This is a genomic window from Pseudomonas spirodelae, from assembly GCF_034653255.1.
GTDB lineage: Bacteria > Pseudomonadota > Gammaproteobacteria > Pseudomonadales > Pseudomonadaceae > Aquipseudomonas > Aquipseudomonas spirodelae.
In genome coordinates, this window is record NZ_JAYEET010000013.1 from 153012 (window position 1) to 171476 (window position 18465).

Consider the following 18465-nt stretch of genomic DNA (forward strand, 5'->3'; position numbering starts at 1 on the left):
GGCCTCGCTGGCCGACAGTCTGACCAAAGGAGGGCTGAAAAATGCTGCCACCGATCCCCCATAGCCTTGCTCCCGTGACCGTGCAGAACGATGTGGTCAAACCGCGCCCGGAAATCCCGCCGGTTACGGCTGCCGCCGAAAGCGCCAAGGAAAGTGCTGTGAGCCTGGACAAACGGCATCCTCAGGAGGCCGAGATGCTGCTGCGCGAAGAACAGCGCCGGCGCCAGCGTCGCCATGGCTATACGCCCGAGGAACTGGCCGAAGGCGAGGTGGACGCCGAGGATGAAGCTGCCATTGAGGAGCTGCCGCGCCAGGGGCTATGGGTGGATGTGGAGGTCTGAGGTGTGCACACTGGGTTGTCACGTCCAGCGAGTGTGGTCCAGTGGATCTATTTGACGACAACCCCTTAACGCTACCCGATGCTGAGCTGGAGCTGCACGCGCAGTGGTTGGACCGCTCAACCGCCGACCATTGGCTGGCCGAGCTGAGTGCACAAACCCCCTGGCAGCAACCGCAGGTGCAGATTTACGGACGGCATCTGCCGGTGCCAAGGCTGGTGGCTTGGTATGGCGATGCCGAGGCCGCTTATCGCTACTCGGGCTTGAGCCATCAACCGTTGCCCTGGACACCCTTGCTGGAGCAGATTCGCGCCCAGGTAATCGCCGCGGTAGGGCAGCCACTCAATGGTGTGCTGCTCAACTATTACCGCGACGGCCAGGACTCCATGGGCTGGCACAGTGATGATGAAGCCGAGCTAGGCGTTAATCCGCTGATCGCCTCGCTTAATCTGGGCGGCACCCGGCGTTTTGATCTGCGCCGCAAGGGGCAGGGGCGTATTGAGCACTCCTTGCCGTTGTCGCATGGATCACTGCTGGTCATGCGCGGGCCAACCCAGCATCATTGGCAGCACCAAGTGGCGAAAACGCGCAGTGTCTGTGCGCCACGCCTGAACCTGACCTTTCGTTTGATCAAGCCGAGCCCATGAGCCAAGACGACAAGCTGATTGATTTCGCGGCCGAACGCGATAAGCGCATCCACGACCTGCGGGATAAAAAGCTCAATGAAATGCGCGACGCATTCGAGCAGGCCCTGCCATTGCCCAAGGGCAAGAAGAAGCCGGGCAGCAAACCGAAAAAGCGTTGATTTGACTCGGCGGCAGGCTGATTCGTTGATCTGGGTCAGTTAATCACGAGGCCATGCGGACAGCGCCGGCCCATTGTTGATCTGGATCAATTGCAGCCAACGTCCCCCTGTTACCTTGAAGCCATTCCCACACAGGCTTCAAGCAGGAGGCAACCATGTTTATCGATGTCGTAGTTCTCGCGGGTATCGGCACCGTCGGTCTGATGGTCGCCTTCTTCGTCGGTGTTGGTTATTTCATCTGGCAGGATTCGCACAAGCGCAAGCAGGGCTGAATCCGTTAGAGCAAAGGGCACGCAAGGCAATTTGGGCGACTTCGGTCGCCCTTTTTTATGGTGCGCCAGGCATGGCGCGTTGCGCGTAAGCGCAACCAGCTGGCTGTGGTGGCCACGCTGGTGACTTGGAGGTGAAAGTCCTCTACACGCCCGGCAAGGGGAAGTGTTAGCTGAACGGCAAGGGTGTCGCGGGTGACTGCGGATCTGAAGGAAGCCGAAGGCAAAATGCTGGCCTGACGAACAGGAAACGGATGAGGCGGCGTAGCGGGGCAAGACGGCCATTATCGTCAAAGCCCGATACTTGCACGGAACGCTATGACGTAGATCCGACAGGCATAAGCAGGAAGGTCACGCGAATTACCCTGGGAGATCTGCACGTTTGCCATTGTGCTACTGGGCGTCGAGAGGCGACGGGATGAGTGTGCAGAAGTCAGCCGAGGCCGTAGTAAGTGGTGAATAACCGTGCCACCAAGGGCCGAACAGGTTATGCCGTCAGTAGGCGTCAGAGTCTCGTTGAATACCGAAAATGCAGAAATTTCTCGAAGAGAAACTGTCACCCCAGGTCCCGGACGGTATCCGAGGATGACGGCTGATAGCGCAGAGGTATTGGCGGCGTCTGTGGCGTGGACGAAAGCGGAGCCGGACACGCTGATGGAGCGGGTGCTTGCGCCGCTCAATCTCAAGCGTGCGTATCAGCGTGTAGTCAGCAACAAGGGGGCGCCGGGTGCCGATGGCATGACGGTCGACGACTTGGCAGGCTACGTGAAACAGTATTGGCCGACTCTCAAAGCCAGATTGCTGACCGGCGAGTACCATCCCCAAGCGGTGCGTGCAGTTGTAATTCCTAAACCGCAAGGCGGAACAAGGCAGCTGGGTATCCCCAGTGTCGTTGATCGCCTGATCCAGCAGGCTTTGCTGCAACAGCTCACGCCGATCTTTGACCCTCTGTTCTCGGACTACAGCTACGGCTTTCGTCCGGGCCGCAGTGCTCACCAAGCTGTTGAAATGGCCCGCGCTCATGTAGCGGCGGGGCACCGTTGGTGCGTGGAGCTTGATTTGGAGAAATTCTTTGATCGAGTTAATCACGACATTCTGATGGCCCATGTGCAGCGTCATGTTGAAGATAAGCGTGTACTCAAACTGATTCGCCGCTACCTCGAAGCGGGCGTGATGTCGGGCGGTGTCGTCAGCCAAAATCGGGAGGGGACGCCGCAAGGCGGTCCTCTCTCCCCGTTGCTGTCGAACATCCTGCTCAACGAACTCGATCGCGAATTGGAACGACGGGGCCATCATTTCGTGCGCTACGCCGACGATGCGAACATTTATGTGCGCAGTCCCCGTGCGGGCACGCGAACGATGAACAGCGTTGAGCGCTTCCTGAATCAACGTTTGAAACTGACGTTGAACCGGGGAAAGAGTCGAGTAGCAGGGGCGTGGATCTGTGACTACTTGGGGTATGGGATGAGCTGGCATCAACAACCGAGGCTTCGGATAGCCACGCTGAGCCTGCGTCGCCTGCGTGACCGACTCAAAGAGTTGTTACGCGGAGCGCGGGGTCGCAAGATTAGTAATGTTATCGAGCGAATAAACCCAGTTCTGCGTGGCTGGGCGGGTTACTTCAAGCTCACCCAAGGCAAGCGGGCCTTGGAAACGATTGATGGTTGGGTGCGCCATAAGCTTCGTTGTGTCTTGTGGCGGCAATGGAAGAGACCTCTTACGAGGGCTCGCAACCTGATACTTCTGGGGCTTGACGAGGCTCGTGCCTGGAAATCAGCAACCAATGGTATGGGCGCTTGGTGGAACTCGGGAGCGCCACATGTAAATCATGCGCTACCGAAGAAGCTTTGGGATGGCCTTGGACTGGTCTCAATACTGGATACGATTAATCGGCTTAGCCGTATAACCTGAACCGCCGTATACGGAACCGTACGTACGGTGGTGTGAGAGGACGGCAGATGTGAATCTGCCTCCTACTCGATGCTGTAATTTATCCCTCAAACGGCTCAGAGCACGGGTGCCGCTTGGGGGCTGCGGGCGGACTCGACCTGCAGGTAGCTGTCGAGTTTGGCTTGCTGCGACGCCGTGGTGAACAGGCCCAGCTTGCTGCGTCGCCAGAGAATATCCTCGGCCTGCACGGCCCATTCTTCTTGGCACAAATAATCGACTTCACGGGTGTAGAGGCTGCCGCCGAGGTGCTCACCTAGATCGTCGAGGCTGCTCACGCCCTTGAGCATTATCCAGCTGCGGCTGCCGTAGCTGCTGGCCCAGCGCCGCGCCAGCGAGGTGGGCAGCCAGTCAAAACGGGCGCACAGCGCTTCGATCAAACCGCTTTGGCTGTCCAGTTGTTCGGCTCCAGGCAGCAGGCTGCTGGCCGTCCAGCGTGGGCCCATCTTCGGGAAGAAGGGCGCCAGTTGCGCCAGTGCCGACTCAGCCAGCTTGCGGTAGGTGGTGAGCTTGCCGCCGAACACTGACAGCAGCGGCGCTTCGCCAGGGTGGCCGGAGAGTGACAAGGTGTAGTCGCGGGTGACCGCCGACGGGTCATCTGATTCGTCGTCACACAATGGGCGCACGCCAGCATAGGTGTGCAGGATGTCGTCGTGGGTTAACTGCTTTTTGAAGTGGGCGTTGACCACGTTCAACAGGTAATCGGTTTCTTCTGTGCTGATCGCCACCTTGGCTGGGTCGCCTTGGTATTCGCGGTCCGTGGTGCCGATCAGGGTGAAGCGCTCCTGATACGGAATGGCGAAGACAATACGGCGGTCTTCGTTCTGCAGGATGTACGCCTGCTCGCCCTCGAACAGGCGCGGCACGACGATATGGCTGCCCTGGATCAGGCGAATGCCGTACGGCGATTCCTGCTTGAGGTCTTCACGGATAAAGCGCGCCACCCAAGGGCCGGCGGCGTTGACCAGTGCGCGTGCGCGAATCGAAAACAGGCTGCCGTCGCTGCGCTCCAGGTGGATATGCCACAGGCCTTTGCTGCGTCGGGCGCTAACGCAACGGGTACGGCTATGCACATGCGCGCCTTTTTCGCGGGCGGCCATGGCATTGAGTACCACCAGGCGGGCATCGTCGACCCAGCAGTCGGAATATTCAAAACCGCGGCTAATCTCAGCTTTCAGTGGGCTGCCCGCGCCGAAGCGCAAGCTACGTGATCCTGCCAGTTGCTCGCGTTTGCCCAGGTGGTCGTAGAGGAACAGCCCTGCACGGATCATCCAGGCCGGCCGCAAGTGGGGGCGATGCGGCAGGATAAAGCGCATGGGTTTGACGATGTGTGGCGCCATGTTCAGCAGTACTTCGCGCTCGGCCAATGCTTCGCGTACCAGGCGAAACTCGTAGTGTTCAAGGTAGCGCAGGCCGCCATGGATCAGCTTGCTGCTGGCCGATGAGGTGTGCTGCGCCAGGTCGTCTTTTTCACAAAGGAACACGGACAAACCGCGCCCAGCTGCATCGGCGGCGATCCCGACACCATTGATGCCTCCGCCGATCACGGCAAGGTCATAGACTTCAGCGAGTGGCGTGTGGCTGGCGAGACGAGTAGGCATAAGGGCACCGAAAGTCAGTATTGAACTTTTAATGTTCACTTTCGAAAATATGCTAGTCGAATATGCACAGCTTCGCCACCCCGCAATGCGCTTTCGCGCCCAGTGGTCGTCGATGTTCAACGTAGGAGTGTTGGCTTACACCAGGTCGAGCTGCACCTTGTGTTCGGCCAGCAGACGGTTGACTGCAATAGAGGGGGCTGCATCGGTGAACAGCCGATCGACCAGCGCGATTGAGCCTAAACGCACCACAGCATTACGGCCGAACTTGCTCGAGTCGACGGCTAAAAACACCTGGCGGGCGTTACTGATGATGGCCTGGGAGACCCTCACCTCCTGATAGTCGAAGTCGAGCAGGCTACCGTCTTCATCGATGCCGCTGATGCCGACCAGGGCGAAATCGACTTTGAACTGCTGGATAAAATCCACCGCCGCCTGACCCACCACACCGCCATCGCTGCGCACTGTGCCGCCGGCCAGCAGCACTTCGAAGTCGGCCTTGGTGCTGAGTTGAGCCGCTACGTGCAGGTTGTTGGTGATGATTTTCAGGCCTTTGTGCCCCAGCAACTCACGGGCAATTGCCTCTGTAGTAGTGCCGATGTTGATAAACAGCGAGGCGTGGTCGGGGATCTGTGCGGCGACGGCGGCGGCGATGCGTTGCTTCTCATCGCGCATCAGGCCGGCCCGCATGCTGTAAGCGGTGTTTTGGATGCTTGAGCTTTCACTCGCGGCGCCGCCGTGGGTACGGCGCAGTAAACCCTGTTCGGCGAGCTGGTTGATGTCGCGACGAATGGTTTGTGGCGTCACGGCAAAGGCCTGAGCCAACTCGTCAATGCTGACATAGCCGCGCTCGCGGGCAAGCTCGAGAATATCGTGTTGGCGGGGCGGCAGGGTCATAAGGGCTCCTTGAGAGTGCGCAGCATTATAGACTGGCTCGGGTGAATGTTATGGCCACCATCCATGGCGGCCACCCTACGGGCCGTCGCTGCGCGACGTTAAAAATGATTCCCGATCCTTTTTTATGGCCATGCATCCACAGCGGTTACCTTGCAGGCCTTTGCTGTGCGACGTTAATAACTGCCATAGACCGCTTTTTCGGCTAAGGTACGCCAAATTTTTCAGATTGTTTTCACATTCGAACATGACTCCAGCCATTGATCTGCTGAAAAAAGCTAAAGCGGTGCATCAGGTGCACAGCTATCACCACGACCCCAAGGCCGCTTCCTACGGGTTGGAAGCGGCGGAAAAGCTCAACCTGCCACCTGCTCAGGTGTTCAAAACCTTGCTGGCCGCCAGCGAGAAGGGTGAGTTGTTGGTCGCGGTGGTGCCCGTAGTGGGCACGCTAGACTTGAAAGCGCTGGCCCAGGCCGCAGGCGTGAAGAAAGCCGATATGGCGGACCCGGTTGCGGCGCAGCGGGCCACCGGTTACTTACTCGGCGGTATCAGTCCGCTGGGGCAGAAGAAGCGGCTGCGTACCTTTATCGATGAGTCTGCTCAACAGCTGCCCAGCCTTTACGTCAGTGCCGGGCGACGCGGACTGGAAGTGCAGCTGGAGCCCGCCGTGCTGGCGCAACTGACGCAGGCGCTGTTTGCGCCCATTGGCCGCGCCTAGCATCCCGCTCTACCACCTAATAAGAACAAGGAAATTCGCATGTCTCATTACCTGCTTGCTATCGACCAAGGCACTACCAGCAGTCGTGCCATTGTGTTCAGTGCCCAGGGGCTACCCGTGGCGCGCGCGCAGCAGGAGTTCAAACAGTATTTTCCTCAGGATGGCTGGGTTGAACATGACGGTGAAGAGCTGTGGCTGAGCACCCTTAAGGTTTGCCGCGAGGCGCTCAACCAGAGTGGTTTATGCGCCAGTGATGTGGCCGCGATCGGTATCACCAACCAGCGTGAAACTACGTTGGTGTGGGATGCGCAGACCGGCACGCCGATCCACCCGGCGATTGTCTGGCAGGATCGACGCACTGCTGATTACTGCGCTGAGCTTAAGGACGCCGGTCATGAAGCGGCGGTGTCGGCCAAAACCGGCCTGTTGATCGACCCATATTTCTCAGCCACCAAGCTGCGCTGGATACTGCACAAAGTTCCGGGTGCCCGTGAGCGGGCCGAGCGCGGTGAGTTGCGCTTTGGCACTGTGGATTCTTTCCTGCTGTGGCGTTTGACTGGTGGCAAGTCGCACAAGACCGATGCCAGCAACGCCTCGCGCACCTTGCTGTTCAACATCCATACCCAACAGTGGGATGAAGAGCTGCTCAAGCTGTTTGAAATCCCCGCCAGTCTGTTGCCTGAAGTGCTCGACTGCGCCGCTGATTTCGGCACTACCGACGCCAGCCTGCTCGGCGCCTCTATTCCGGTGTTAGGCATGGCCGGTGATCAGCAGGCCGCGCTGATCGGTCAGGCGTGCTTTGAGCCAGGCATGGTGAAAAGCACCTATGGCACGGGTTGTTTCATGATCCAGAACACAGGCAGCACGCCGGTGACCTCGAAGAATCGCCTGCTCACCACGGTTGGCTATCGCTTGAATGGCCAGGTCACCTATGCGGTGGAGGGCAGTATCTTCGTCGCCGGTGCCGCCGTGCAGTGGCTGCGTGACGGCATCAAGCTAATTAGTCACGCCCGCGATACTGAAGCGCTGGCCGAGCAGACTGGCGATGCCTGTGGGGTCTATTTGGTGCCGGCCTTTACCGGCCTCGGTGCGCCGTACTGGGACCCGAAAGCCCGTGGCGCGATATTCGGCCTGACCCGCGACACCGGGATTAAGGAGATCGTCACTGCTGGGCTGCAATCGGTGTGCTACCAGACCCGTGATCTGCTCGAAGCCATGCGCCAGGACGGCGCTGTAGAGCCCAGCGCACTGCGGGTGGATGGCGGCATGGTGGAGAACAATTGGGTTATGCAGTTCTTGGCCGACATCCTGGGTGTGCCAGTTGAGCGCCCTGAAGTCACTGAAACCACCGCGCTGGGCGTCGCCTATTTGGCCGGCCTGCAGGCCGGGATTTATACGGACCTGGCAAGCATCGCCCGTCACTGGCACCGTCAGCAGCGTTTCGAACCGCGCATGGCCGATAGCCATCGCAGCAAGCTGTATGACGGTTGGCTGGATGCAGTGACCCGGGTGCGCAGCGAGAGCTAACTCCCCTTATGCAGGCGCGGTTCGCCGCCGGGCCTGTGTCGAAACGATTGACCCCTTGGTTGTGCTGTACGGCCCATTTCCTGCTCGGCTGTAGCGGCGTTCGCGTGCCGGTTTGCGGCATGCTTGGGCATGACTAAATGATGAGGGTGGTTTTATGCAGCTCGACTTTTACCAGATTGATGCCTTCGCCCAGCACGCCTTCAGCGGCAACCCGGCGATGGTCTATCGCTTAGACAGTTGGCTTGATGATGCCCTGATGCAGCAGATTGCCGCCGAGCATAACCTGGCGGAAACCGCTTTTGTGGTGAAGGAGGGCGCGGTCTGGCATATCCGCTGGTTTACCCCATCTGCTGAAGTGCCGCTGTGCGGTCATGCCACCCTGGCGGCGGCCCATGTGCTGTTTGAGCAATATGACGAGCCGGGTGAGGTGATCAACTTCACCTGCTTGTCCGGCGCGTTGCGGGTCAGTCGCGCAGGCGCCAGGCTGGTGCTGGATTTCCCCGTGCGGCGGGCCCAGCCATGTGAGCTGCGCGCAGAGGTGGAGCAGGCCCTGGGTCTGCCTGTGCAGCGTGTGCTGGCGTTGCACGAAGGGCCGGGTATTCAGGAGCTCCTGGCGATATTGCCCAGTGAGGCGGCTGTGCGGGCCTGTCAGCCCGACATGGCCGTGCTGGCGAAATTGCCGGGGCTGGGCCTGTTGATCAGCGCGCCCGGTGAGCAGCACGATTTCGTCTCGCGCTACTTTGCGCCTGCCATCGGCATTAATGAGGACCCGGTCACCGGCTCGACCCACTGCATCCTCACGCCTTATTGGGCCGAGCACCTCGGCAAGAATGCCCTGAGTGCTTACCAATGTTCTGCGCGCGGTGGCGAGTTGCATTGTGAGCTGGCGGGGGAGCGGGTAAAGATTGCCGGCCAGGCGGTGATGGTCGCCAGTGGCCGGCTCTTGTTGCCGTGAGCTGATTAGCTGTCGCTGCTGTAGCGGCGTACACCCGATTCGCCCAGGCTGGCCTGCGTGGCAATACTGCCGGGCACCGCAAACGCCACCAGGTGATCAGCTTCCACGCGAATACCAACCTGCTGCCCCGGTTGGTGGTCGGCGTGGCTGGGGAAAATCGCTTCCAGCTGGCTGCCTGTTGGCAGTTGCAGGCGATACAGGGTGGCTGCGCCGAGGAAGGTTTTGCCGACAATTAACGCTTTTTGCGTGCTATCTGGGTCGTAAATGATGTCATCCGGGCGCAGCAAAACATCCACGGCGCTGCCGACGGGCCAGGTGTAGGCGCGGTTACCACGAATTAACCCCATTTCCGTTTGCACGGCTTCTGGGCTGAGCATCTGCCCGCGAATGAAATAGCCCTGGCCGATGAAGCTGGCGACGAAGGGGGTGAGCGGTTCGTGGTAAAGGTTGAACGGGGTGTCCCACTGCTCCAGTTTGCCTTCCTTGAATACGCCGACCTGATCGCTGACGGCAAAGGCCTCTTCCTGGTCATGGGTGACCAGAATCGCGCTGGTGCCGCGGGCCTTGAGGATGTCGCGCACTTCATGGCTCAAGCGCCGACGCAATTCACCGTCAAGGTTGGAGAAGGGCTCGTCGAGCAGCAGTAGCTGCGGCTCCGGTGCCAGTGCACGGGCCAGGGCGACGCGCTGTTGCTGGCCGCCGGAGAGTTCATGTGGGTAGCGTTTCGCCAGATGACTGAGCTTGACCATCTCCAGCAGCTCACCGGTAATGCGCTCACAGTTCGGCTGCTTACGGATGCCGAAGGTGATGTTCTCCGCCACGCTGAGGTGCGGGAACAAGGCGTAATCCTGAAAGACCATGCCGATCCGACGTTTTTCCGGCGCTAGGGTGTAGCCCGTTTTGGAGATGATTTGATCGGCCAGCTGAATCTCGCCTTCCAGCACGGGCTCGAAGCCGGCAATAGCGCGCAGCGTCGTGGTCTTGCCGCAGCCCGAAGGGCCGAGCAGGCAACCGATATCACCCGCATTCAGGTGCAGATTAAGGTGCTGCACCACTTTATGTTCAGGGTAGCCGCAGCTCAGTTCGCGCAGGGTTAGCAGGGCTGGATTCATGCGTGGTGGTACGCCGGTTCAACCAAAAATTCGAGCAGCGCTTTTTGCGCATGCAGGCGGTTCTCTGCCTGATCCCAGGCCGCTGAGCGTGGGTCATCGAGCAAATCTTCGCTGATTTCTTCGCCGCGGTGCGCCGGCAGGCAGTGCAGGAACAGCACGTCATCGGCCGCAGCATCGAGCAGGGCGCGTGTGACCTGGTAGGGTTTGAACTGGCGCATGCGTTCGGCGGCTTCTTCTTCCTGGCCCATGGAGGCCCAGACATCGGTGCTGACCAAGTGGGCGCCGACAACAGCCTGCGCAGGGTCACGCAGCACCTGTACGCGCTCGCCAGCCAGTGCCAACAAGCGGGCGCTCGGCTCGTAACCTGCAGGACACGCTACGCGCAATTGGAAATCGAATTGGATGGCCGCTTCTATATAGGAGTTGCACATGTTGTTGCCGTCGCCGATCCACACCACGCTTTTGCCTTTGATGCTGCCGCGCTGCTCCTGGTAGGTTTGCATGTCGGCCAGCAACTGGCAGGGGTGCAGGTCATCGGACAGGCCGTTGATCACGGGTACCCGCGAGTTGGCCGCAAATTCGGTCAGGGTGCTGTGGGCAAAGGTGCGGATCATCACCGCATCGAGCATGCGCGACATGACAATAGCCGCGTCGCCAATCGGCTCACCGCGGCCCAGTTGGGTGTCGCGCGGCGACAGAAAAATCGCTTGGCCACCGAGCTGAATCATCCCGGCTTCGAACGATAGGCGGGTACGGGTCGAGGCTTTCTCAAAAATCATACCCAGCACGCGATTTTTCAGCGGCTCGAACAGCACGCCGCGGTTACGCAAGTCCTTGAGCTCCATGCCTCGGCGGATCAGCCCCACCAGCTCATCGGGGGTGCAATCCATCAGCGAGAGAAAGTGTCTTGCGCTCATCGTTAACTACCTTTTGACAGCGAGGCGCAGGTTCAAGGGCCGAGTGAAATAGAAGAAACGGCAGAACCTACGGCTTAGGGCCGCACCATGCGACGAAACGGGGAAGGCGCGATCTTATAAGCAAATGGCGAGCAGGCGCAAATAGCCAACTGGCCCTGCAGCTAAGGTGCGCAGCCGTTAATTTGGGCGAGTGAGCGTCTATCGGCTGACCTGATGCAGGGCAATTCATGCGGCGAACCCTGCTGGCACAGGCTACGACCTATTGTCATAGTCTTGGCTTACCGATGCCTTGCGGTATCGAATCAGAACAAGAGGCCAGGCCATGAGCAAGTCCCTCCACCACCGTGCATGTCATCTCTGCGAGGCTATTTGCGGCCTGACCATTGAAACTGAAACCCAGCTTGATGGCTCCACGCTGATCCGCTCGATCAAGGGTGACCCTCAAGACACCTTCAGTCGCGGTCATATCTGCCCCAAAGCGGTGGCCCTACAAGATATCCAGAGTGATCCCGACCGCCTGCGTCAGCCGATGCGTCGCGTGGGTAGCGAGTGGCAGGCAATTGACTGGGACGCAGCCTTCGAGCTGGTAGCCGAGCGCTTCAGCGCGGTCCAGGCCGCACACGGGAAAAACGCCGTAGCGGTGTATCAGGGCAACCCGAGCGTGCATAACTACGGCCTGATGACCCACAGCAATTATTTCCTCGGCTTGTTGAAAACCCGCAACCGCTACTCTGCCACCTCGGTTGATCAACTGCCGCATCACCTGACCAGTCATTTGATGTATGGCCATGGCTTGCTGATTCCGATTCCGGACATCGATCACACCGATTTTATGCTGATCCTGGGCGGTAACCCGCTGGCCTCTAACGGCAGCATCATGACCGTGCCCGATGTGGAAAAGCGCCTGAAAGCCATCCAGACGCGGGGTGGCAAATTGGTTGTGGTCGATCCGCGACGCAGTGAAACTGCCGCGATTGCCGATCAGCACGTATTCGTGCGCCCGGGGCAGGATGCCGCGCTGTTGTTCGGCCTGCTCAATACCTTGTTCGAAGAAAATCTGGGGCGCAGTAGCCACTTGGTGGTGCAAGGGCTGGAAGAGGTGCGCCAGGCCATTGCCGGTTTTAGCGCCGAAGCCATGAGCGCACGCTGCGGCGTCCCTGCGGCGACGATTCGCCAGTTAGCCCGCGACTTTGCCGCCGCTGAGTCGGCGGTGTGCTACGGCCGTATGGGCTTATCGACCCAAGCCTTTGGCACCTTGTGCCAGTGGCTGGTGCAACTGATTAACTTGGTGACAGGCAACGTCGACCGGGTGGGCGGGGTGCTCTGCACTGAACCGGCTGTGGACCTGGTGGCCTCGACTTCGGGCGGGCATTTCAATCGCTGGCAGAGCCGGGTATCTGGTTTGCCGGAGTACGGCGGTGAATTACCGGTGTCTGCCCTCGCTGAGGAAATGCTTACCGCCGGCGAAGGGCAGGTCCGCGCACTGGTGACGGTAGCCGGTAATCCGGTGCTGTCCACGCCCAATGGTCGTCAGTTGGAGCAAGCGCTGGAGGGGTTGGAGTTTATGCTCAGCATCGACTTCTATATCAACGAAACCACCCGCTATGCCGACTTGATCCTACCGCCGACCGGGCCGTTGGAGCACGACCACTACGACACCACCTTTAATATGTTCGCCGTGCGCAACGTCACCCGGTTTAACGAGGCTGTTCTGGCCAAACCCGCCAATGCATTGCACGACTGGGAAATTTTCATTGGCCTGGCTAAGGCGTTTGCCGGCAAGAATGGCCTGGAACTCAAGCCGACCATGGCGCCTGAGCAGATGATCGACATGGGCCTGCGTATGGGGGCTTACGGTGACCAGTCAGCCCATAAGCTGTCCCTGGCGAGATTGCGTGAGCACCCGCATGGCCTCGACTTGGGTGCACTCAAGCCAAACCTGGGCGCACGGCTGAAAACCGTTAATCAGCAGGTGCAGGCCGCGCCGGCGGTGATCATGGCCGACCTGCTACGTTTTGCCGCGCAGCCGGTGGCCAAGACTGACGAGTTGCTGTTGATAGGCCGTCGTCATGTACGCAGCAATAACTCCTGGATGCACAACTACCACCGGTTGGTGAAAGGTAAGCCGCGCCATCAGCTGTTGATGCACCCCGCGGACTTGCAACAGCGCGGGCTAAGCGATGGCCAGCGAGTGCGGGTGCGCTCGCGGGTTGGAGAGATTGAGGTCGAAGTCGCCGCCAGCGACGAAATGATGGCTGGTGTAGTCAGCCTGCCACATGGCTGGGGGCATGCGCGGCCTGGCGTGCAGATGGCAATTGCCAGTGCACAACCGGGCGCCAGTGCCAACGACCTGACCGATGAACGGCAGCTCGACAGCCTATCCGGTAATGCCGCGCTCAACGGTGTTCCGGTGCAGGTGGAAGCCGCCTGATAGGGTTTAGTTGGCCATGGGCGCGGTAGGGAAGGCCGAGCATTGCGCTCGGCTTTTCGCTACAATGCGCCACCGCGCCGACCCGAGAGTCGGAAAGTTAAGTCCTGAGGTGCCCAATGGATATCATCGAAACCATCAAAGAGCAGATCGCCGCCAATACCGTTCTGCTGTACATGAAAGGCTCGCCGAACGCTCCGCAGTGCGGCTTTTCCTCCAAGGCTGCACAGGCTGTAATGGCGTGTGGTGAAAAATTCGCCTATGTCGACATCCTGCAAAACCCGGAAATTCGCGCCAACCTGCCGAAATACGCTAACTGGCCAACTTTCCCGCAACTGTGGGTCGGCGGTGAGCTGGTCGGCGGTAGCGACATCATGGCGGAAATGTTCGACAAGGGTGAGCTGCAGACCCTGATCAAAGACGCTGTGCAAAAAGCCGACGCGTAAGCCGGCATTGCATAAACAACAAACCCCGCACTTGGCGGGGTTTGTTGTTTATTGCGCGGATGTTTATTCGTCCATTTGCGACTGCAGATAATTCTGCAGGCCTACCGACTGGATCAGGCTGAGTTGAGTTTCTAGCCAGTCGATGTGCTCTTCTTCGGAGCAGAGGATGTCTTCCAGTAATTCGCGGCTGGCGTAGTCGCCGATGCTTTCGCAGTAGGCAATCGCCGCTTTCAGGTCGACGTGTGCCTTGTGTTCGATCTTCAGGTCACACTCGAGCATTTCCTGAGTGTTCTCACCGATCAGGATTTTGCCGAGGTCTTGCAGATTAGGCAGGCCTTCGAGGAAGAGGATGCGCTTGATCAGCTTGTCCGCATGCTTCATCTCGTCGATAGACTCGTGGTACTCATGCTCACCGAGTTTCTTCAGGCCCCAGTCCTCATACATGCGTGCATGCAGGAAGTACTGATTGATCGCGACCAGCTCGTTGCCGAGGATCTTGTTCAGATGCTGAATGACTTTCTTGTCGCCTTTCATGTCTGCGTCTGCCTTGCAGGGGAGTTAGCGTTTGATTCTGGGCTGAGGGTTTTAGGCTGTCAAACCTAAGTGCCTGAATTCAAAGTTAAATCCAATCTGAGTAAGAATGCTTAAGTTCTGCATCTTGCTGCTAAGGCATTGAATTACAGTCATAAAAAAACCGGACGCAAGGTCCGGTTCTTTTTCGCGCGGTCGATCAGGCGGCACTAAAGCTGGCTGTATAGGCCATGACTGCCTGGCTGCTTTGCACGTCGCTTAACGTTTCGCGTACCACTTGCTTGGCAAGGCAGGCGCACTTGCCACACTGGCTGGCAACGCCGAGTGCCGCACGGACATCACGGTAGCTGCAGCAGCCCTCATAGATGGCTTCACGGATCTGACCGTCAGTTACACCTTCGCAGAGACAGACGTACATAGTTAAGGCTCGTGGTGGGGCAGTGGTTCGTGTGAAGGATACTAATGATAATGAGAATGCTTGTCAAAAGTGTGTGTAGTTGACTGACAAACGGTGGTCGTCGACAGGCCTGCTTCTCTTCTCGCGCTGTACGGACCTTGCTGGGCTGAGGGTTCTGAGCCCTTCATATCGCTGCATCGTGGCATTGGTCTGGGAGAAAGCGCTGCCCGAGATCTAACGATCAAACATCGTTCCTGACGTTTATCGGCCCGCGCCGTTTGTATTTGCCGGGTGGGGGCAAAGGGCGGGGCGTGATTGCCGCTGGCATGCCTATGGGCGGAAAGCCTTTGCCGCTTTGCCGCCTATAACGACCGGTTTATTGATTAAATCATTGATAAATAAGTGAAAGGTTAAGTGGCACAGCCTTTGCATATGGTCATGCACGGAAAACAACTACGCCAATTGGCAAAGGTTTCTGACCATGAGCATCAGTTTCGATCGGGCACTCGGCATACACGAAAAGGCACTCGGCTTTCGCACCCAGCGTGCCGAGGTGCTGGCCAATAACATCGCCAACGCCGACACGCCTAACTTCAAGGCGCGTGATCTGCAATTCGCCAGCGTGTTGGCGGAACAAAGTGCCCAGAGCCAGCGCGGCGCGACCAGCCTGAATCGAACCAATAGTCAGCATATCCCGGCTGACGGTGTGACGCTCAGCGATGCCAGCCTGGCGTACCGCATGCCGATGCAGGCATCGATTGATCAGAACACCGTTGACCTGCAAATCGAGCAATCCAACTACGCAGAGAACTCGGTGCAGTTCCAAGCCAGTTTCACTCTGCTCAACAGCAAATTCAAAGGGCTGGTCAGCGCCCTGCGCGGCGATTAATAGGAGCCTGAAGCTATGTCACTTACCAGTGTTTTCAACATCGCCGGAATGGGTATGAGTGCTCAGAGCACTCGCCTGAACACCATTTCCAGCAACATCGCCAACGCCGAGACGGTCTCCTCGAGCATTGATCAGACGTATCGCGCACGGCATCCGGTGTTCGCCACCGTGTACCAGTCGGCGCAGGGCGGTGACCGTGGTTCGTTGTTTGCCGAGCAGGACAATGCCGGTGCCGGCGTACAGGTATTGGGCGTAGTCGAGGATCAAAGCAGCCTGATGCCGCGCTATGAGCCGAACCATCCGGCGGCCGATGAGGGCGGCTACGTTTACTACCCCAACGTCAACGTGGTGGAAGAGATGGCCGACATGATTTCCGCCAGCCGGGCCTTTCAGACCAACACTGAAATGATGAACACCGCCAAGCAGATGATGCAGCGCGTATTGACCCTGGGTCAGTAAGCCACCGGATTAGGAGCACGAACTTATGAGTACTGTTGGTGGCGTTAGCGCGAGTGGGCTGGATCAGTACCAGATCAAACCTGAAACGGGCGGCAAAAAAGAACTTGGTAAAAATGAGTTCCTCAATTTGCTCGTTGCGCAATTGAACAACCAGAACCCGCTGGAGCCGCAAGGTAACGGCGAGTTTATCGCCCAGCTGGCGCAGTTCAGTCAGGTTGAGGGGATCGAGAAGCTCAACACCAGTATGGGCTCCTTGGTCAGTGGCTATCAGTCATCCCAGGCGCTGCAGGCGTCTTCGCTGGTCGGGCGCAAGGTCATCGTGCCTACGGATAAGGCGGTGGTTGATACCAGTGAGAGCTTTAAGGCGAGCCTTGTTCTGCCCGTCAGCAGCAGCAACGTCTACGTGAATGTATACGACGCTTCCGGCTCGGTGGTTTCGCGGGTCAACCTGGGCGAACAGCAGGCCGGCAATGTCAGCTTTATTTGGGATGGCAAGGACAGCAGCGGCAATCTGATGCCGCCCGGCACCTACAAGTTTGAAGCGCAGGCCACCTATGACGGCGAGGCGAAGGGGCTTTACACCATGCTGCCGGCCAACGTCGATAGCGTAGTCCTTGGCGGCAGCGAGTTGATGTTGAACCTGGCGGGGCTCGGCAGTGTGCCGTTGTCGCAAGTGCAGGTTATCGGTCAGTAATTAACGGGTTTATGCGGCCGGCTGTCCGGCAAAGGAGTCTTCCATGAGTTTCAACATAGGCCTTAGCGGCCTGCGTGCTGCCACCAGCGACCTCAATGTGACCGGTAACAACATTGCCAACGCCGGCACTGCAGGCTTCAAACAGTCGCGTGCCGAGTTTGCTGATGTCTATGCCTCATCGGTATTGGGCACTGGTAAGAACCCTCAGGGTAGTGGTGTGCTGCTGGGTGATGTGTCGCAGCTGTTCAATCAGGGCAACATCAATTACACGCAGAACGCGCTGGACCTGGCGATCAATGGCAATGGTTTTTTCCAGGTAAACAACAATGGTGCCTTGAGTTATACCCGTGCCGGTTATTTTGGTACGGACCGCGAGGGTTTTATCGTCGACAACTTCGGCTATAACCTGCAGGGCTATACCACTGATGCCAATGGCGTGCTGCAGCAGGGTGTGGTCGGCAACCTGCAAGTGCAGACTGCAAGCCAGGAGCCCAAGGCCACCACCAGTATTTCTCAGGGTTTCAACCTTAACTCAACCCTCGCGAGCCCAACCAATACGCCGTTCGACCCGGGCGATCCGACTACCTATAACTCGTCGACCTCGACCAATATCTATGACACTCAGGGTAACGCCCACGTACTGACGCAGTATTTCGTCAAGGACGCTTCGAACCAGTGGCAGATGAATATTCTGATCGACGGTCGCAGTCCGTCCAACCCGGCTGCCGCAGTACCAGCGGGCACTGAGCCGGACCGCTATCAGTTGAATTTCGATGCGGCCGGGCAGATCAGTGCATTGGCGCAAATTACTGATATCACAGCGGTCCCTCCGACCACAGGGCCCGCGATAACTCCAGCAGGGCAATTTACTATTGGTACCTGGAACCCGGCTGCGCCGGATACAGGCTCACCCACAGGCTGGTCGCTCAATGGAGCGCAAAGTAATCCAGGTGGTTTTACCTTTGACATGCGTGGTTCTACCCAGTTTTCCAGCGCTTTCGCGGTCAACCGCGTCAGTCAGGATGGTTACACCACTGGCGAGCTGGCAGGGCTGGAAATCGATGAAACCGGAGTGATTTTTGCGCGCTACACCAATGGTCAGTCCAAGGTGCAGGGGCAGGTGATTCTGGCCAACTTCGCCAACGTGCAGGGTTTGACGCCGGTCGGTAAAACCCAGTGGGTACAGTCATTCGAATCAGGTGAACCGGTGCGAAACCCACCTGGCAGCGGTACTTTGGGCTCGCTGCAGGCTGGCGCCCTAGAAGACTCCAACGTCGAGCTGTCCGACCAGCTGGTCAACCTGATCGTCGCTCAGCGTAACTACCAGGCCAACGCTAAGACCATCGAAACCGAGAGCGCGATTACTCAGACCATTATCAACCTGCGTTGATAATGGCCGGCGGCAGGCAAGTGCTTGTCGTCAGCGGCAAAAATACGCCGCCGCGGTTTTTAAAAGGCTCCTTTATGGAGCCTTTTTATTTTTAAAGTCTAAATTTATCAATGGTTTATAAATATTTTTCGGATGCTGGCATAGGCATTGC

Annotated in this window: 20 protein-coding genes; 14 read left to right on the top strand and 6 right to left on the bottom strand. The window is 58.5% G+C overall.

Annotation, left to right across the window (positions count from 1 at the left end):
* Window positions 1-41 precede the first annotated feature (41 nt).
* From SOP97_RS05695 to ltrA, 5 genes are all read left to right on the top strand, one after another.
* Window positions 42-341: an aspartate-semialdehyde dehydrogenase gene (locus SOP97_RS05695; protein ID WP_274086740.1), complete on the top strand. Its 300-nt coding sequence runs from the start codon at window positions 42-44 to the stop codon at window positions 339-341.
* A 41-nt stretch (window positions 342-382) separates the two neighbouring features.
* Window positions 383-985, top strand: a complete 603-nt coding sequence (locus SOP97_RS05700) for an alpha-ketoglutarate-dependent dioxygenase AlkB family protein (protein ID WP_322948539.1) — start codon at window positions 383-385, stop codon at window positions 983-985.
* A complete protein-coding gene (locus tag SOP97_RS05705; protein WP_322948540.1) occupies window positions 982-1143 on the top strand; it encodes a hypothetical protein in 162 nt (53 codons plus the stop codon). Before SOP97_RS05700 ends, SOP97_RS05705 begins: the two co-directional genes overlap by 4 nt.
* Window positions 1144-1298: 155 nt before the next feature.
* On the top strand, window positions 1299-1415 hold the full coding sequence (ccoM, locus tag SOP97_RS05710) for a cytochrome c oxidase subunit CcoM (protein ID WP_276605876.1): 117 nt from the start codon (window positions 1299-1301) through the stop codon (window positions 1413-1415).
* A 486-nt stretch (window positions 1416-1901) separates the two neighbouring features.
* Window positions 1902-3323 carry a group II intron reverse transcriptase/maturase gene (ltrA, locus tag SOP97_RS05715; RefSeq protein ID WP_322948541.1) on the top strand — a complete coding sequence of 474 codons (1422 nt, stop codon included), beginning with the start codon at window positions 1902-1904 and terminating at the stop codon, window positions 3321-3323.
* 95 nt (window positions 3324-3418) lie between these two features.
* On the opposite strand, the gene glpD is transcribed toward ltrA, so the two are convergent.
* Complete coding sequence (gene glpD, locus SOP97_RS05720) at window positions 3419-4960, bottom strand: glycerol-3-phosphate dehydrogenase (protein WP_274088281.1); 1542 nt, start codon at window positions 4958-4960, stop codon at window positions 3419-3421.
* A gap of 135 nt (window positions 4961-5095) precedes the next feature.
* Window positions 5096-5854 carry a DeoR/GlpR family DNA-binding transcription regulator gene (locus tag SOP97_RS05725; protein ID WP_274088282.1) on the bottom strand — a complete coding sequence of 253 codons (759 nt, stop codon included), beginning with the start codon at window positions 5852-5854 and terminating at the stop codon, window positions 5096-5098.
* 244 nt (window positions 5855-6098) lie between these two features.
* Here SOP97_RS05725 and ybaK point away from each other — a divergent pair, with 244 nt between their 5' ends.
* The 3 genes from ybaK to SOP97_RS05740 all read left to right on the top strand — a co-directional run bounded on the left by ybaK (window position 6099) and on the right by SOP97_RS05740 (window position 9051).
* Window positions 6099-6569 (top strand): Cys-tRNA(Pro) deacylase, encoded by a 471-nt coding sequence (gene ybaK, locus SOP97_RS05730; protein ID WP_322948542.1) that lies wholly within the window; start codon window positions 6099-6101, stop codon window positions 6567-6569.
* A 39-nt stretch (window positions 6570-6608) separates the two neighbouring features.
* The gene (glpK, locus tag SOP97_RS05735; RefSeq protein WP_322948543.1) at window positions 6609-8096 is read left to right on the top strand and encodes a glycerol kinase GlpK; all 1488 of its coding nucleotides are present in this window, start codon (window positions 6609-6611) and stop codon (window positions 8094-8096) included.
* A 154-nt stretch (window positions 8097-8250) separates the two neighbouring features.
* Window positions 8251-9051 carry a PhzF family phenazine biosynthesis protein gene (locus SOP97_RS05740; RefSeq protein ID WP_322948544.1) on the top strand — a complete coding sequence of 267 codons (801 nt, stop codon included), beginning with the start codon at window positions 8251-8253 and terminating at the stop codon, window positions 9049-9051.
* Window positions 9052-9056: 5 nt separating this feature from the next.
* Here the strand turns inward: SOP97_RS05740 and SOP97_RS05745 are convergent, their stop codons facing one another.
* Both SOP97_RS05745 and argF read right to left on the bottom strand, forming a co-directional pair.
* Window positions 9057-10163, bottom strand: coding sequence for an ABC transporter ATP-binding protein (locus SOP97_RS05745; RefSeq protein WP_322948545.1), 1107 nt, complete (start codon window positions 10161-10163; stop codon window positions 9057-9059).
* Window positions 10160-11080, bottom strand: a complete 921-nt coding sequence (argF, locus tag SOP97_RS05750) for an ornithine carbamoyltransferase (protein WP_322948546.1) — start codon at window positions 11078-11080, stop codon at window positions 10160-10162. The genes SOP97_RS05745 and argF overlap by 4 nt, the downstream gene beginning before the upstream one ends.
* A 322-nt stretch (window positions 11081-11402) precedes the next feature.
* Here argF and SOP97_RS05755 point away from each other — a divergent pair, with 322 nt between their 5' ends.
* Both SOP97_RS05755 and grxD read left to right on the top strand, forming a co-directional pair.
* Entirely contained in the window at window positions 11403-13511 is a 2109-nt protein-coding gene (locus tag SOP97_RS05755) for a molybdopterin oxidoreductase family protein (RefSeq protein WP_322948547.1), read from the top strand.
* A 116-nt stretch (window positions 13512-13627) separates the two neighbouring features.
* On the top strand, window positions 13628-13954 hold the full coding sequence (gene grxD / locus SOP97_RS05760) for a Grx4 family monothiol glutaredoxin (RefSeq protein WP_274088290.1): 327 nt from the start codon (window positions 13628-13630) through the stop codon (window positions 13952-13954).
* A gap of 63 nt (window positions 13955-14017) precedes the next feature.
* Here the strand turns inward: grxD and bfr are convergent, their stop codons facing one another.
* Together bfr and SOP97_RS05770 are read right to left on the bottom strand one after the other, a co-directional pair.
* The gene (gene bfr / locus SOP97_RS05765) at window positions 14018-14488 is read right to left on the bottom strand and encodes a bacterioferritin (protein WP_274088291.1); all 471 of its coding nucleotides are present in this window, start codon (window positions 14486-14488) and stop codon (window positions 14018-14020) included.
* A 196-nt stretch (window positions 14489-14684) separates the two neighbouring features.
* Window positions 14685-14903 carry a bacterioferritin-associated ferredoxin gene (locus SOP97_RS05770; RefSeq protein WP_322948548.1) on the bottom strand — a complete coding sequence of 73 codons (219 nt, stop codon included), beginning with the start codon at window positions 14901-14903 and terminating at the stop codon, window positions 14685-14687.
* A 460-nt stretch (window positions 14904-15363) separates the two neighbouring features.
* Here SOP97_RS05770 and flgB point away from each other — a divergent pair, with 460 nt between their 5' ends.
* The 4 genes from flgB to flgE are packed head-to-tail and all read left to right on the top strand — an operon-like array spanning window position 15364 to window position 18314.
* Window positions 15364-15771, top strand: a complete 408-nt coding sequence (flgB, locus tag SOP97_RS05775; RefSeq protein WP_322948549.1) for a flagellar basal body rod protein FlgB — start codon at window positions 15364-15366, stop codon at window positions 15769-15771.
* A 15-nt stretch (window positions 15772-15786) separates the two neighbouring features.
* Entirely contained in the window at window positions 15787-16230 is a 444-nt protein-coding gene (flgC, locus tag SOP97_RS05780) for a flagellar basal body rod protein FlgC (RefSeq protein WP_274088294.1), read from the top strand.
* Between the two features lie 25 nt (window positions 16231-16255).
* The gene (gene flgD, locus SOP97_RS05785) at window positions 16256-16924 is read left to right on the top strand and encodes a flagellar hook assembly protein FlgD (protein ID WP_322948550.1); all 669 of its coding nucleotides are present in this window, start codon (window positions 16256-16258) and stop codon (window positions 16922-16924) included.
* Window positions 16925-16967: 43 nt separating this feature from the next.
* Window positions 16968-18314 (top strand): flagellar hook protein FlgE, encoded by a 1347-nt coding sequence (flgE, locus tag SOP97_RS05790; protein WP_274088296.1) that lies wholly within the window; start codon window positions 16968-16970, stop codon window positions 18312-18314.
* Window positions 18315-18465 lie beyond the last annotated feature (151 nt).